At 55.8% G+C, this 13809-nt stretch carries 10 protein-coding genes; 8 read left to right on the top strand and 2 right to left on the bottom strand.

Going from position 1 to position 13809, the window contains the following annotated elements; all coding sequences use genetic code 11:
• Positions 1–192: 192 nt before the first annotated feature.
• The 8 genes from yhfZ to OGX93_RS20430 all read left to right on the top strand — a co-directional run bounded on the left by yhfZ (position 193) and on the right by OGX93_RS20430 (position 7605).
• Complete coding sequence (gene yhfZ, locus OGX93_RS20465; RefSeq protein WP_024131011.1) at positions 193–1098, top strand: GntR family transcriptional regulator YhfZ; 906 nt, start codon at positions 193–195, stop codon at positions 1096–1098.
• A gap of 20 nt (positions 1099–1118) precedes the next feature.
• Positions 1119–1481 carry a PRD domain-containing protein gene (locus OGX93_RS20460; RefSeq protein WP_286448944.1) on the top strand — a complete coding sequence of 121 codons (363 nt, stop codon included), beginning with the start codon at positions 1119–1121 and terminating at the stop codon, positions 1479–1481.
• 84 nt (positions 1482–1565) lie between these two features.
• A complete protein-coding gene (locus OGX93_RS20455) occupies positions 1566–2729 on the top strand; it encodes a YhfX family PLP-dependent enzyme (RefSeq protein WP_286448945.1) in 1164 nt (387 codons plus the stop codon).
• Positions 2729–3955 (top strand): phosphopentomutase, encoded by a 1227-nt coding sequence (locus OGX93_RS20450; protein ID WP_286448947.1) that lies wholly within the window; start codon positions 2729–2731, stop codon positions 3953–3955. The genes OGX93_RS20455 and OGX93_RS20450 overlap by 1 nt, the downstream gene beginning before the upstream one ends.
• Positions 3952–4830 (top strand): phosphotriesterase-related protein, encoded by an 879-nt coding sequence (locus OGX93_RS20445; protein ID WP_012135485.1) that lies wholly within the window; start codon positions 3952–3954, stop codon positions 4828–4830. Before OGX93_RS20450 ends, OGX93_RS20445 begins: the two co-directional genes overlap by 4 nt.
• 10 nt (positions 4831–4840) lie before the next feature.
• Entirely contained in the window at positions 4841–5194 is a 354-nt protein-coding gene (locus OGX93_RS20440; RefSeq protein ID WP_012135484.1) for a DUF2620 domain-containing protein, read from the top strand.
• 11 nt (positions 5195–5205) lie between these two features.
• Positions 5206–6510 (top strand): YhfT family protein, encoded by a 1305-nt coding sequence (locus tag OGX93_RS20435; RefSeq protein WP_024131010.1) that lies wholly within the window; start codon positions 5206–5208, stop codon positions 6508–6510.
• 12 nt (positions 6511–6522) lie between these two features.
• Entirely contained in the window at positions 6523–7605 is a 1083-nt protein-coding gene (locus OGX93_RS20430; protein WP_200075937.1) for an aminotransferase class I/II-fold pyridoxal phosphate-dependent enzyme, read from the top strand.
• 158 nt (positions 7606–7763) lie between these two features.
• Here the strand turns inward: OGX93_RS20430 and OGX93_RS20425 are convergent, their stop codons facing one another.
• Together OGX93_RS20425 and OGX93_RS20420 are read right to left on the bottom strand one after the other, a co-directional pair.
• Positions 7764–7934, bottom strand: coding sequence for a YhfL family protein (locus tag OGX93_RS20425; protein ID WP_012135480.1), 171 nt, complete (start codon positions 7932–7934; stop codon positions 7764–7766).
• Positions 7935–8143: 209 nt separating this feature from the next.
• A complete protein-coding gene (locus tag OGX93_RS20420) occupies positions 8144–13672 on the bottom strand; it encodes a pectate lyase-fold domain-containing protein (RefSeq protein ID WP_286448958.1) in 5529 nt (1842 codons plus the stop codon).
• Positions 13673–13809 lie beyond the last annotated feature (137 nt).

Here is a 13809-nt window from a genome sequence, read left to right as displayed (position 1 = left end):
GGCGTAAACACGGCGAGGGCCTACAGTGGTGCGACACCACACATTAAAAAACCGGGGATTTCCCGGTTTTTTTGTCTCTCTGCGTACCCGTGACGAAAAACTGTGAGGCGTCTCGCCGTTTACGCACATCGTCATTGCGCGATATCTTCATTTTAATGAATATATAAATATTCACTTTACTGAAAATTTATGATGCGTCGAACATTTATCAAAAAAGAGGGGGTCGTGCTGACGACCCTGGCCCGCTACCTGCTAGGTGAGAAATGCGGTAACCGTTTGAAAACGATAGATGAACTGGCTAATGAATGCCACTCATCAGTGGGGTTAACGCAGGCCGCATTAAAAACGCTGGAGTCTTCCGGGGCGATCCGTATTGAGCGTCGTGGGCGCAACGGCAGCTTCCTGGTGGAGATGGATAACAAAACGTTGCTGTCGCATGTGGACATCAGCAACGTTGTTTGCGCGATGCCGCTGCCGTACACCCGTCTGTATGAAGGGCTGGCGAGCGGGCTGAAAGCGCAGTTTGAAGGGATTCCATTTTATTACGCGCACATGCGTGGGGCGGACATCCGGGTTGAGTGCCTGCTGAATGGCGTCTACGACATGGCCGTGGTGTCGCGTCTGGCCGCAGAGAGCTACCTGGCGCAAAACGGGTTGCGCATCGCGCTGGAACTGGGGCCACACACCTATGTCGGCGAGCATCAGTTGATCTGCCGTAAAGGCGAATCCGACCGGGTGAAGCGAGTGGGGCTGGATAACCGTTCGGCAGATCAGAAAATCATGACTGAAGCCTGTTTCGGCAAAAGTGATGTGGAGCTGATAGACCTCTCTTATCACGAAAGTCTTCAGCGCATTGTAAAAGGCGATGTGGATGCGGTGATCTGGAATGTGGTGGCGGAAGCGGAGCTGGCATTGCTGGGGTTAGAAGCGACGCCGCTCACCCGCGATCCCCGATTCTTGCAGGCCACCGAAGCCGTGGTGCTGACCCGGTCGGACGATTACCCGATGCAGCAACTGCTGCGCGCCGTGGTGGACAAACAGGCGCTGCTCGCCCATCAGCAACGTGTGGTCAGCGGTGAACAGGAACCCAGTTACTAAGTTAATCAAAGGCATTGTAAATGGAAAACAGACTCAGCCTGCTGTGTGACGCAGGGGTTATCGACGAAGATATTTGCCATGGCATGTTGCAGGTCGTCAGACGACTGGACGAGGAGTGGAAGCTGCCGGTGCATACCGAGCAGGGAACGATGGCGATAACCCACATGGCCAGCGCGTTAATGCGCAGTCGCCGGGGAGAGGTGATTGACGCGCTGGATCACGAGCTGTTGGCGGAACTGACGCAATCTCCCCACTGGCCCGCGATTTTGTTGGCGCACCAGGCGCTGCTGGCGGAGTTTACGGTTTCGCTTCATGCCAATGAGGAAGGTTATTTGTTGGCAAATCTATATGGGCTGTGGATGGCGGCGCACGAAGCGTCGTGAGGAACACCGTACATCAACGTACCACACTTTAAATATTCAAAAAAATGAATATTTAATTCAGGGATTAGAAACCGAGGCACAAAGATGTTTATACACGCATTGAAACGCCAGAATCCGGCGCTGATTACCACCGCGATCCGACTCTGGCAGCAGGGAAGGATCGTCCCGGACAGCTGGGTGATTGATGTTGATCAGGTGCTGGAAAACGGGAAGCGCCTGGTTGATACGGCCCATCAATACGGTATCACGCTGTATCTGATGACAAAACAGCTTGGTCGCAATCCCTGGCTGGCAGAAAAGCTGCTGGCGCTGGGATATGCCGGAATTGTCACGGTGGATTACAAAGAGGCCAGGGTCATGCGCCGCGCCGGATTGCCGGTGGCGCATCAGGGGCATTTAGTGCAGATCCCCTCCCGGCAGATTGACGAAGCGGTGGAGCAAGGGACGGACGTTATTACGCTCTTTTCGCTGGAGAAGGCGCGTGAAGTGTCGGCGGCAGCGGTGAAGGCCGGGCGCGTGCAGGCGGTAATGCTGAAGATTTACGGCGAGCAGGATTTTCTTTATCCGGGGCAGGAGAGCGGCTTCCCGCTGGCGCGCCTTGATGACGCGGTGAATGAAATTCGCCGTCTGCCGGGGCTCCATGTCACGGGGTTAACGCATTTCCCCTGCCTGCTGTGGGATGACGCATCAGGCGAGACCAGGCCGACGCCCAATCTGCATTCCCTGGTCAAGGCGAGGCAGCAACTGGAAGAACAGGAGATTGCCATTGAGCAGCTTAATGCGCCCTCTGCAACCAGCTGCGCGTCTTTGCCGCTGTTGGCGCGGTATGGCGTCACCCATGCCGAACCGGGCCATGCGCTGACCGGCACCATTCCGTCGAACCAGCAAGGCGATCAGCCTGAACGCATTGCGATGCTCTGGCTGAGTGAAATTTCGCACCATTTTCGTGGCAACAGCTACTGCTATGGCGGCGGCTATTACCGCCGGGGACATGCGCGCAACGCGCTCGTTTTTACGCCGGAAAACGACGTTCCCGCGAAGACGACGCTGGAACCCGTCGATGACAGCAGTATCGACTACTACCTGCCGCTTGCAGGGACGTTTCCGGTGAGCAGCGCCGTGGTGCTTTGTTTTCGTACCCAAATCTTTGTGACGCGCAGTGATGTGGTGCTGGTGTCTGGCATTCAGCGCGGCGCGGCGGAAATCGTCGCCCGTTATGACAGTCTCGGAAACGTACTGGAGGCGTAATGGCTCGTTTTGTGGTGCTGGTGATTGATAGCTTCGGCGTCGGCGCAATGAAGGATGTGGCGGAGGTTCGCCCGCAGGATGTCGGGGCGAATACCTGCGGACATATTCTGCGTCAGCTCCCGCAGCTACATCTGCCGACGCTGGAGAAGCTGGGGTTGATTAACGCGCTGGGCTATGCGCCAGGCGTTATGGCTCCCTCGGCGTCGGCAGTGTGGGGGATCGCGGAATTGCAGCATGAAGGAGGGGATACCTTCATGGGGCATCAGGAGATTTTAGGAACGCGTCCGCAGGCGCCGCTGCGTATGCCGTTTAGCGAGGTGATTGATCGCGTTGAGCTGGCGCTGAAGGCGGCGGGCTGGCAGGTGGAGCGACGTGGCGGCGAACTGGCGTTTCTGTGGGTCAATGAATCAGTGGCGATAGGCGATAACCTCGAAGCGGATTTAGGGCAGGTTTACAACATTACCGCCAACCTTTCCGCCATCGCCTTTGACGAGGTGCTGAAGATTGGCCGCATTGTGCGTGAACACGCGCAGGTGGGGCGCGTCATTGCATTCGGCGGCACGCTTCACGACAGCCAGCGGATTCTGGACGCCGCAGAAGCGAAAGAGGGGCGTTTTATTGGCATCAATGCGCCGCGATCCGGCGCATATGAGAGCGGTTTTCAGGTTGTTCATATGGGCTATGGCGTGGATGAACGGGTTCAGGCGCCGCAAAAACTGCATGAGGTTGGCGTGCCGACCGTGCTGATCGGCAAAGTGGCGGATATCGTGGCGAATCCTCACGGACGTAGCTGGCAAAACCTGGTGGATAGCCAGCGCATCATGGATATCACGCGCGATGAATTCAGTGCCGCCCGGCACGCGTTTATCTGCACCAACATCCAGGAAACCGATCTGGCGGGACACGCCCAGGATGTCGCACGTTATGCGGAACGTTTGCAGGTGGTTGACCGTAATCTTGCGCGGCTGACAAGCGAGATGACACCCGATGATTGTCTGCTGGTGATGGCCGACCACGGCAACGATCCGACGATAGGTCACAGTCACCATACCCGTGAAAGAGTGCCGATTCTGGTCTACCGGCAGGGGCTGAAGCCTGTTCAGTTAGGCCTTCGCACCACGCTGTCGGATGTGGGCGCGACGGTCTGTGAGTTCTTTGGCGCGCCCGCGCCACAAAACGGCACCTCTTTCTTTTCGTCATTACAGCTCACAGGAGACGCCGTATGAATTTTGATACGTCAGGCTACACCTGGGCCCATGAGCATCTGCACATCGATCTCTCCGGGTTCAAAAATAACCTCGACTGCCGGTTAGATCAGTACGATCTCATTTGTCAGGAGATGAAAGATCTGCGGGCGTTGGGCGTGCGCAACATCATTGAAATGACTAACCGCTATATGGGGCGCAACCCGCAATTCATGCTCGATTTGATGCGGGATAGCGGGATAAACGTGGTGGCCTGTACGGGTTACTACCAGGACGCATTTTTCCCTGAGCATGTCGCGACCCGCAGCGTGGAGCAGCTTGCGCAGGAGATGATCGATGAAATTGTCATCGGTATTGATAACACGACGCTGAAAGCCGGAATTATTGCGGAAATCGGCTCCAGTGAAGGGGTGATTACGCCGCTGGAAGAGAAGGTGTTTATCGCCGCTGCGCGCGCCCACAATGAAACCGGACGCCCCATTTCCACCCATACCTCGTTCAGTACTATGGGGCTGGAGCAACTGGCCTTGTTGCAGGCGCAGGGCGTCGATCTCTCCCGCGTGGTGATTGGTCATTGCGATTTGAAAGATAACCTCGACGGCATTTTGCAGATGATCGATCTCGGCGCGTACGTGCAGTTCGACACCATCGGCAAAAACAACTACTACCCGGATGAAAAGCGCATCGACATGCTGAATGCGCTGCGCCAGCGCGGTTTGCTCAACCGCGTGATGCTTTCGATGGATATTACCCGCCGCTCCCATCTAAAAGCCAATGGCGGCAATGGCTACGACTACCTGTTAACCACCTTTATCCCACAGCTGCGCCAGTCAGGATTCAGTCAGGCCGATGTGGACACGATGTTGCGTGATAACCCCTCACAATTTTTCCAATAAGGACAGAAAGATGAAAAAGATTGGTGTTGCTGGCTTACAGCGTGAGCAGATTAAAAAAACCATCGAGACCGTGGCGCCCGGCTGCTTTGACGTGTCCATTCACAACGATATGGAAGCGGCGATGAAAGTGAAGTCCGGGCAACTGGATTATTACATCGGCGCGTGTAATACCGGCGCTGGCGCGGCGTTGTCGATAGCGATTGCGGTGATTGGCTACAACAAAAGCTGCACCATCGCTAAGCCGGGTATTAAAGCGAAAGACGAGCATATCGCAAAGATGGTCGCGGAAGGGAAAGTGGCGTTTGGCCTCTCTGTCGAACATGTTGAGCATGCGATTCCCATGCTGGTTAACCACTTGAAATAAAAGGCATGCTTATGGAGCTGTATATTCAGATTCTGGTGGTGGCCTGCCTGACGGGGATGACGTCGCTACTGGCGCATCGCTCAGCCGCCGTTTTCCATGACGGGATTCGCCCGATCTTACCGCAGCTGATCGAAGGCTATATGAACCGCCGGGAGGCGGGGAGTATCGCGTTTGGTTTGAGTATCGGTTTTGTGGCGTCGGTGGGGATCTCATTTACCCTCAAAACGGGGCTGCTTAACGCCTGGCTGCTGTTTTTACCTACCGATATTCTTGGCGTACTGGCGATCAATAGCCTGTTGGCGTTTGGGCTTGGCGCCGCCTGGGGCGTGCTGATTCTGACCTGTCTGCTGCCGGTGAACCATCTGCTTACCGCTTTGCCGGTTGACGTGCTGGGGAGCCTTGGCGAGCTGAGTTCCCCGGTTGTCGCCGGTTTTGCGCTGTTCCCGCTGGTGGCGATTTTTTATCAATTCGGCTGGAAACACAGTCTTATCGCTGCGGTTGTGGTGCTGATGGCGCGTGTCCTGGTGGTGCGCTACTTCCCGCATCTGAACCCGGAATCGATTGAGATTTTTATCGGCATGGTGATGCTGCTGGCGATTGCGATTACGCATGACCTGCGCCACCGTGGCGATGAGGAGATGGATACCAGTGGGTTATCCGTCTTTGAGGAGCGCACCTCCCGTATTATTAAAAACTTACCGTATATCGCGATCGTCGGCGCGTTGATTGCGGCGGTTGCCAGTATGAATATTTTTGCCGGCAGCGAGGTGTCGATCTTTACCCTTGAGAAAGCTTATTCCGCTGGCGTTACGCCTGAAGAGTCGCAGACCTTGCTTCATCAGGCGGCGCTGGCGGAGTTCATGCGTGGGCTTGGCTTTGTGCCGATGATCGCCACAACGGCGCTGGCGACGGGCGTGTATGCGGTGGCCGGTTTTACCTTTGTGTATTCCGTGGGCTATCTGGCGCCGAATCCGTGGATTGCCGCCATCCTGGGGGCGGTCGTGATTTCTGCGGAAGTGCTGCTGTTGCGCTCGATTGGGAAGTGGCTTGGGCGCTACCCGTCGGTGCGCAATGCGTCGGACAATATCCGTAACGCGATGAATATGCTGATGGAAACCGCGCTACTGATCGGCTCTATTTTTGCGGCGATTAAGATGGCGGGTTATACCGGCTTCTCGATTGCGATTGCTATCTACTTCCTCAACGAGTCGCTGGGGCGCCCGGTGCAGAAGATGGCCGCGCCGGTCGTGGCCGTGATGATTACCGGTATCTTGTTGAATATTCTCTACTGGTTCGGTTTGTTTATTCCGGCCTGAGGAGGCGTCTAAATGAAAACCTTCCCCCTGCAAAGCCTGACGCTCGCCGAGGCGCAGCAGAAGCAGTTTGCGCTGGTGGACACGGTGTGTCGTTATTTTCCGGGCGCGGATTTTTTAAAGGGTGGCGATCTGGGGTTAAGTCCGGGGCTTAACCAGCCGGGAACCACCCGGCAAGTGGAAAAAGTGCTGGCGGAGGCGTTTCATGCTGAGGACGCGGTGCTGGTGCAGGGCGCGGGAACCGGCGCGATTCGGGCCGGGCTGGCTGCGCTGCTGAAACCGGGGCAACGCCTTCTGGTGCATGATGCGCCGGTTTATCCCACAACGCAGGGGATCGTCGAGCAGATGGGGATTGTGCTTGTCAGAGCGGATTTCAACGATCTGGCGACGATAGCGCAGGTTATCGCAGAGCATCGTCCCCATGCGGCGCTGGTGCAACATACGCGTCAGCAACCGCAGGATTGCTATTCTCTGGCCGGGGTGCTGGCGGAGCTTGCGCGATGCGGCGTCCCCACGCTGACCGACGATAATTATGCGGTGATGAAAGTGGCGCGTATTGGTTGTGAATGTGGGGCCACGCTGTCCACGTTTTCCTGTTTTAAACTCTTCGGGCCTGAAGGCACCGGCGCGGTGGTGGGGGAGGCGGAAGCCATCGCCAGAATACGTGCGACGATGTATTCCGGCGGCAGCCAGATTCAGGGCGCGCAGGCGCTGGCGGTGCTTCGTGGCCTGGTTTTCGCGCCAGTGATGCACGCTGTGCAGGCCGGGGTGACGGAACGTTTACTCGCCTTGTTAAACAGTGGAGTCGTGCCGGAAGTGAAGCAGGCGGTGATTGCGAATGCGCAATCGAAAGTGTTGATTGTGGAGTTTCACCAGCCCGTTGCCGAAAAGGTGCTGGAGGAGGCGCAAAAGCGCGGGGCGTTGCCTTACCCGGTGGGCGCGGAGTCCAAGTATGAAATCCCGCCATTGTTTTATCGCCTTTCCGGTACGTTTCGTGCGGCCCGTCCGGGTCTGGCGCGTTATGCGATTCGTATTAATCCCAACCGCAGCGGCGAGGAAACGGTGTTACGTATTTTGCGGGAAAGCCTGTGTGCCTGATGGCACAGCACCGTAGGCCGGATAAGGCGATTGCGCCGCCATCCGGCATGTATGCGCGCACGAAAGCCTGATGGCGCTGCGCTTATCAGGCCTACAATGATACACATGAAAAAACCGGGGAATCCCCGGTTTTTTGTATCGTGCGACAACGGTTTCGATTATTGATCCGCAGCCGGGCCGCAACCACCAATAATTTTTGAAATAGAAATTGCCGGGTGAAGTAAATAATCGTAACTGCAATCATTCTTTTTGTTTTCGATATGACCCGTACACGCGGTGAGCGTAGCCAGCATCCCTGCCACAACGGCAATCTTTGCAATTTTAAACATGACAAAATCCTTGTAAATAAAACAATTTTAATTGTATGAGATAAATGGAAAAATCCATTTTGCGGACGTTACCATATCAATTAATAAGGGAGTGAGGTAGTCCAGATAAGGACTTCTTATTCTGCGGGTAATATGCTTTGCGTAGACTCAACATAATAAAAAACGGCCTGGAGAGGATGTATATTCTCCAGGCCGTGGCGTTTATTTAATTAACGGAATGTTTTCTTAAAGTTCAGCATAAAGCCTTTATCGCTGATGCCGTCTTCTTTCCACTGATAAGCGTCAAGATGCAGGCTGCTGTCCTGGGCGCTGTACTTCACGCCCATCGTTGCCAGACCGTTCAGACCGCCGCCTTTCTGGCCGTCGTCAACGCTAAAGCGCTGGTCGCTTGCACCCGCCAGCGTGGCGCTACGCTGGCTTTTCGTGTAGCTCAGGTTCGGGCCGCCTTCCAGCGTGGCGCTTGCGCTCCAGCCGTTTTCCCCGGCGTAGTCCATTTTCAGGCCAAGCACGGAATCTACGGCCGTTTCGCTGCCGCTGTTCATCGACAGGTTGAAGTCTCCGGCGCTGCGCTCTTTGTAACCTTCTTCCAGTGTATGACGCAGCTTAACGCCCGCATACGGCGTGATTTTCAGCGCATCGTCCATCAGGTTAAAGGTTTTTGCCCCTTCGCTGCGGAACTCCATGTACTGCTGACGGGCGTCAGAATCCGCCACTTTATTGACGTCGCCATAGGCGACAGAGCGGCTGCTGTCGAGGTTATGCACGTCATAACGCAGGCTGTTGTTCCAGGCCAGACCCTCATTAAAGGTCATGCTGTGTTTCAGGCCGAAGAACTGGCTGTAGCCGCCGGTCACGCCGTTGTCGCCCGCTTTCTGCGAACCGTCGCCGTCCAGACGCGCAATACCGTATTCCAGCGTCAGGTTCTGGCTGGCGGTCAGATCCAGCGTCTGGCGCAGCGCCAGCATGTCGTACTGGGTGTCGTTACCCAGTTCGGCACGCGGATCGCCTTTCGCCATCACGTTGAACGCCAGACCGTCTTTCACCTGCGGCGCGGCGTCCGCCAGCATCGTAAAGCGATTGCTGAGTACGCGGGCTTCGCGGAAGACGGTGTTCGCCTGGCTGCCGCTGACCTGCTTCAGGGCGTTGTTCAGCTCTGCGGTCGTGCCAACGTTCAGGCTGTTGTACAGCTCATTGTTGGTATACCCGGCGTCCAGCGCCTGTGCGACGTCGCTGACGGAACTCTCCGTCGCCACATCCGCATAGGCGTTTTTGGTCATGGTGATGTCAACGTTGCCGTCACCGTCGGTGCTGCCCTGGGCGTTCCACACCACGCTGGTGGAGGTGATATTGTCCGCGCCCTGGATATTACTGCCGGTAAAGGCGTTATCGACCACGACGGTGGTCTCTGCCGTACCTGCGGTAAAGCCGGTATTCACCTTCACGTCGTCGCCAATCATCAGGTTATTCGCTTTCAGCGTACCGGAACTGCCGTCGGCATTGGTGCCCACAATGTAGTTGCTTAACATCTGCGGCGCGTTCGGATCGGCCGGAGGCGCTGGAATATCACCCTGCGTCGGCGCGACAATCGCATCCGGGATCACGATATCCGCCGTACCGTTGTGATCGTCCTGCGTACCCGTAGTGCCAGGGGCGTAGATGCCGCAGCCGGTGTCGCACAGCAGATTCACTTCGCCATTATTGATGATGGTTTTGCTCTGGCCGCCAAACGCGTAAGAGTCATTCGCGTACACGTTGATCACGCCATCGGCGGTGTTGTTGATGGTGGTGGCGTTGCCGTTGCCTTTGATGCCGATAAGTCCGGTGCCGTTGGTTCCGTCTATTTGCCCCTGTTCGGTGCCGACGTTGATGGTGCCGCTGTTGACCAGGTCGATGATATAACTGCTGGTGCCGCCGCTGATCGCCACGGCATTGTCGCCCTGGACGTTAATGGTCCCTTCGTTGCCAAAGCTATAGCCACGGCTGAGGTTGATCAGGGGGGCGTCCGGGTTAATACCATTAATCACGCCGGTTTCCGTGTTCCAGATCCACATCGGGGAGTTGCTGGCATTCGCGGTGGTGATGGCGCTGTAACCGTTGGTGGCGGTAATGGTGCCGCTGTTCACCTGAGCGATGGAACTGTCGGTTCGCGTCATGTTGATGATGGTGTTTTCGCCGCCTTCTACCGCGCTGCCGCTGTTGGTGAGCGTTGCGCCTTCCTGGTTATAAAACGCAAAGCTGCCGTTGATGAGCGATTTGCCATCTTCCGCCACCGTCATATTGCCGGTATTGACGACTTCCTGGGCGTAAGAGGTTCCTGCAATTGAGCCGGTAAAGCTGCCCTCGTTGAACAGGGTGATATCGCCATTAAGCGTCAGGAGGTCAGTGGTCAGGCTGCTGTCTGCGCGGTTGAACAGGCTGTGATACGTACTGATCGTATCGACATGCATCGTCCCGTGGTTTTCCAGATCGCCTTCGACATTAATCGCCATATCGCCGTTGATGGTCAGCGTGGCGCCTGCTTCGTTGTACAGCCAGCCGTTAACATCGATATCGCCGTTCAGCGTTTCATTGCCGTAATTCGCCAGCGCTTCGGTGGTGAAAAAGCCCGCTTCTGACGTTTGGCTATCGCTGTCGCCGCTGCCGGGCAGCGACCGTATCCAGATTTTATCGGTTGGCGTGGAACCCATATGCGGGTCGTTTTCGTCCATCGGGCTGCCGTTCAGGTTGATGGCGCCGTTATTGATGATGTAGCTGTTGCTGTCGCTAAGGAACGCCTGGCCGTAGTCGGCATCAATATTGATGGTGCCGGTGGTGTCGTTCACGACGGTGCCGCCGTTTAATGCGGCCATCCCCACCAGTTGGTTTTCCTCGCCGGTCACACCTTCATCAGCGGTCAGTGTAATAGTACCCTGGTTAACGGCCGTGCCGCCGCTGAGCGCCATCATACCGAACCCGGCGTTGTTGACGGTGATGGTGCCGGTGTTGATGGCCGTGGCGTCACCGTAGCCGATGTCTGAGGAACCGGCAACCATTGCCGAGCTGGTCAAATAGAGGTGTGTCGGCTGCCAGTAGCCTGTGCTGATGATATTGTTTTCATCGTCCAGCGTCGGGATAAAACCGTCCAGATAAATATCGCCTTCGTTTAACGCCGTCCCTACACTGGCACTGACGCCATATGCTCCCGCGCCCTGTAAATGGACGGTCGCTCCTTTATCATTAACGACGCTGCCGCCCTGGGACGCCAGCATGGCGTAAAGCGTGTGGGTATACCATCTTTCCGGGTAGAGATTGATGCCGTCAATGTACTCTGGCGTTTGGTTAGAAAAGAGGGTGATATCGGCCCCCGCTTTGTTGTGTACGACCGCATCTTCGCGATTTGCACGGGTGATGGCAGAACGGTCATCTCCCGTATCGTCACTGCTTCCGTAGACGAGAATATTGCCGCTGTTGCTCGCTTCCGCTCCCTGATCGGCAAGGAGAACGTTGGCTGTTCCGTGGGTGGTAATATCGCCCTGATTTTCAATCGTCGAGCCCTGGCCATGAGCTGACAGCAGGGCTTTATTTCCGACGGAGTAATATGAGTACAGATAGTCGGCGTTCACTTCAATTGTGGCGTCATCGGTAACGAGCAGGGAGCCGCCATTATTAACGTTTGCCAGCGTGGCCTGGCCACCTGAGATAGTGGTCATATCCACGGTAGATTTACCGCTTAGCGTTAACGTGTTGTCACCATCAATGTTGATACCGATAGCTTCAGAGCCAGCAGCCGCTTCGTTTTGGGAAAAGTCGATGTTTATACCACCGGCGACATTCACGGTGTTACCGCTGCCGCTGATATCGAGGCCGACAACGCTCGCATACCCAGAGCTGATATCAGAACTGTCAAGATGGATATTCATCGCGCCATCCAGATTGACCGTATTTTGATTGCCGTTGACGATAATGCCTTGTAACTGCTCATCGCTTTTAATTTGAGCGTCTTGCGCGTAACTGCCCTCGATGTTCACATTACCCAGAATGGTTGTCGTATTCGTGTCGCCAGAAACGTTAAGACCGGTTGCCCCACGAAATACGCCGCTGCTGTCCTGCACTGAGACAACGTTAATATCGCCCGTCAGACTGACCTGCGATTCAGTACCGCTGATCAGCGTTCCTGTACCGTTAAGGCTGGCGTTGATATCACCTTTGTTGTTGAAGGCGTTTTGTGTACCAGCCACAACGAAGCCGACAGAGCCGTCGTTACGCACGGTGGTGTTGCCGCTGTTTGTGAGTTCGCTTTCTTCGCCGTTGATGGTCAGGCCCGTCGCGCCATTCATAACCAACAGATCGCCATTCTGCGTCATGTCAGCGTTATTGCCCGTAATGGTGGCGATTGTTGAGCCAGCGCCGTCGACAGCCATATTGCCGGTATTGAGTACGCGGGCGTTGTCGCCATCAATGCGCACGCCCGTCGCGCCATCGGCGATGAGCTGATTACCTTCATTAATCACCAGCGCATGATCGCCCTCAATATACAGCCCCGTAGAGCCGGTACCGCGGGTTGTCGAATGGCCTTTGTTATCGACAATAGCATTGTCGCCGGTGATTTTGGCCCCGGTGCCGCCGTCAGAAACGTTTAATTCCCCCTTGTTGATGAGGCGAATGTTATTGCCGTTAATGATGGAACCGGTAGAACCTGCGCCGCTAATGCTGGAGGTTCCCGCATTATCAATGAGGGTGTTATCACCATCGATAACGATGCCCGTACCGCCGCCGCTGATGGTGATATCGCCGGAGAGCGAGGTCGAGGTGCCATTGCCGGAAATTAACGCCCCGGTAGCGCCATCTACCGTACTTTTGCCTGAGATAGCGTTAGTGGTGCCGTCGCCGCTAATAACCAGGCCAACTGCGCCATTGGTTACGGTGGAATCCCCGTTCAGCGTATTACGGGTGTTATCGCCCGAGATAATGACGCCGGTACGATTTTTCCCGCCGATATCCAGTTCGCGATCGGTGGTGTGCGTATTGCCGTCTCCGGTGACAACCTGGGTATTGTTATCCGCGAGGATCAGATAGCCCCGGCTGTCGTACTTCCAGTAAAAGCCGTTGGCCTGAGCGCCTTCAATCACGGCCGCGTTGCTGTCGGTAACGTTCCAGCCGGAAATCGCCAGCGTTTTGCCGTCCTGGGTGGTTAACTGCCACTGCGCGTCTTGTTCGGAATAACTGAGCGTGGCTTCGCCGAGGTGCTCGCCGTTATCCAGTTTGATGTCGTCGAAGTGCAGGGTGTCTGTGCCTTTATCCAGCGTCACCTGATTGCTGAAGGTCGTCACGGACGTGTCGTCAGGCGGTACTGGCGTATCACCGCCATCATCAGGCGGTGTGACGTCGCCGCCATCATCGGGAGGCGTGGGGGTGACATCTCCGCCGTCATCCGGCGGCGTTGGGGTAACGTCGCCCCCGTCGTCTGGCGGGACTGGCGTTGTTGAATGGTGGTGAGAGTCGCCGTCGCTGTGATTGCCAATGGCGATGCCCGCCGCCAGAGCCGCTACGCCGCTGGCGACCCATGCCCAATGGTTATCCTGCCCGGCTTCTGCCGTCAGACATTTCGCCGGTAACTTATTGCGTTCCGCCTGAGATAACGACGAAATATTTACCGGACATTCTTTCTCATCTTCTGTATTCTCTGCCGCAATTGCCGGGCAGTAATATGTTTGCAGTGCAATCGCAATACCCACTGCAAGGAGTTTTTTCCTTTGCATAAACATAGTTGCCATCCTGTAAATAAAATAAGAAATATAAGGCGGCCCTGACAGACAACCTTTATTTGCAAAATTAATGAATGGCGCTATTTTGCCACTGACTACCCAGGGGGCGTCAATCCAGCCTTTATTCTGTC

The sequence above is a fragment of the Citrobacter sp. CK195 genome (assembly GCF_030333365.1).
Lineage (GTDB): Bacteria > Pseudomonadota > Gammaproteobacteria > Enterobacterales > Enterobacteriaceae > Citrobacter_B > Citrobacter_B koseri.
The sequence above is the reverse complement of the archived record's forward strand: the minus strand, read 5'-3'. Positions and strand labels throughout refer to the sequence as shown.

What these genes read in the sequence shown, in the direction of transcription:
- OGX93_RS20425 (WP_012135480.1), bottom strand. Translation starts at nt 7,934, where the DNA reads ATGTTTAAAATTGCAAAGATTGCCGTTGTGGCAGGGATGCTGGCTACG.
- OGX93_RS20460 (WP_286448944.1), top strand. Translation starts at nt 1,119, where the DNA reads ATGGAAAACAGACTCAGCCTGCTGTGTGACGCAGGGGTTATCGACGAA.
- OGX93_RS20420 (WP_286448958.1), bottom strand. Translation starts at nt 13,672, where the DNA reads ATGCAAAGGAAAAAACTCCTTGCAGTGGGTATTGCGATTGCACTGCAA.
- OGX93_RS20455 (WP_286448945.1), top strand. Translation starts at nt 1,566, where the DNA reads ATGTTTATACACGCATTGAAACGCCAGAATCCGGCGCTGATTACCACC.
- OGX93_RS20430 (WP_200075937.1), top strand. Translation starts at nt 6,523, where the DNA reads ATGAAAACCTTCCCCCTGCAAAGCCTGACGCTCGCCGAGGCGCAGCAG.
- OGX93_RS20435 (WP_024131010.1), top strand. Translation starts at nt 5,206, where the DNA reads ATGGAGCTGTATATTCAGATTCTGGTGGTGGCCTGCCTGACGGGGATG.
- OGX93_RS20440 (WP_012135484.1), top strand. Translation starts at nt 4,841, where the DNA reads ATGAAAAAGATTGGTGTTGCTGGCTTACAGCGTGAGCAGATTAAAAAA.
- OGX93_RS20445 (WP_012135485.1), top strand. Translation starts at nt 3,952, where the DNA reads ATGAATTTTGATACGTCAGGCTACACCTGGGCCCATGAGCATCTGCAC.
- yhfZ (WP_024131011.1), top strand. Translation starts at nt 193, where the DNA reads ATGCGTCGAACATTTATCAAAAAAGAGGGGGTCGTGCTGACGACCCTG.
- OGX93_RS20450 (WP_286448947.1), top strand. Translation starts at nt 2,729, where the DNA reads ATGGCTCGTTTTGTGGTGCTGGTGATTGATAGCTTCGGCGTCGGCGCA.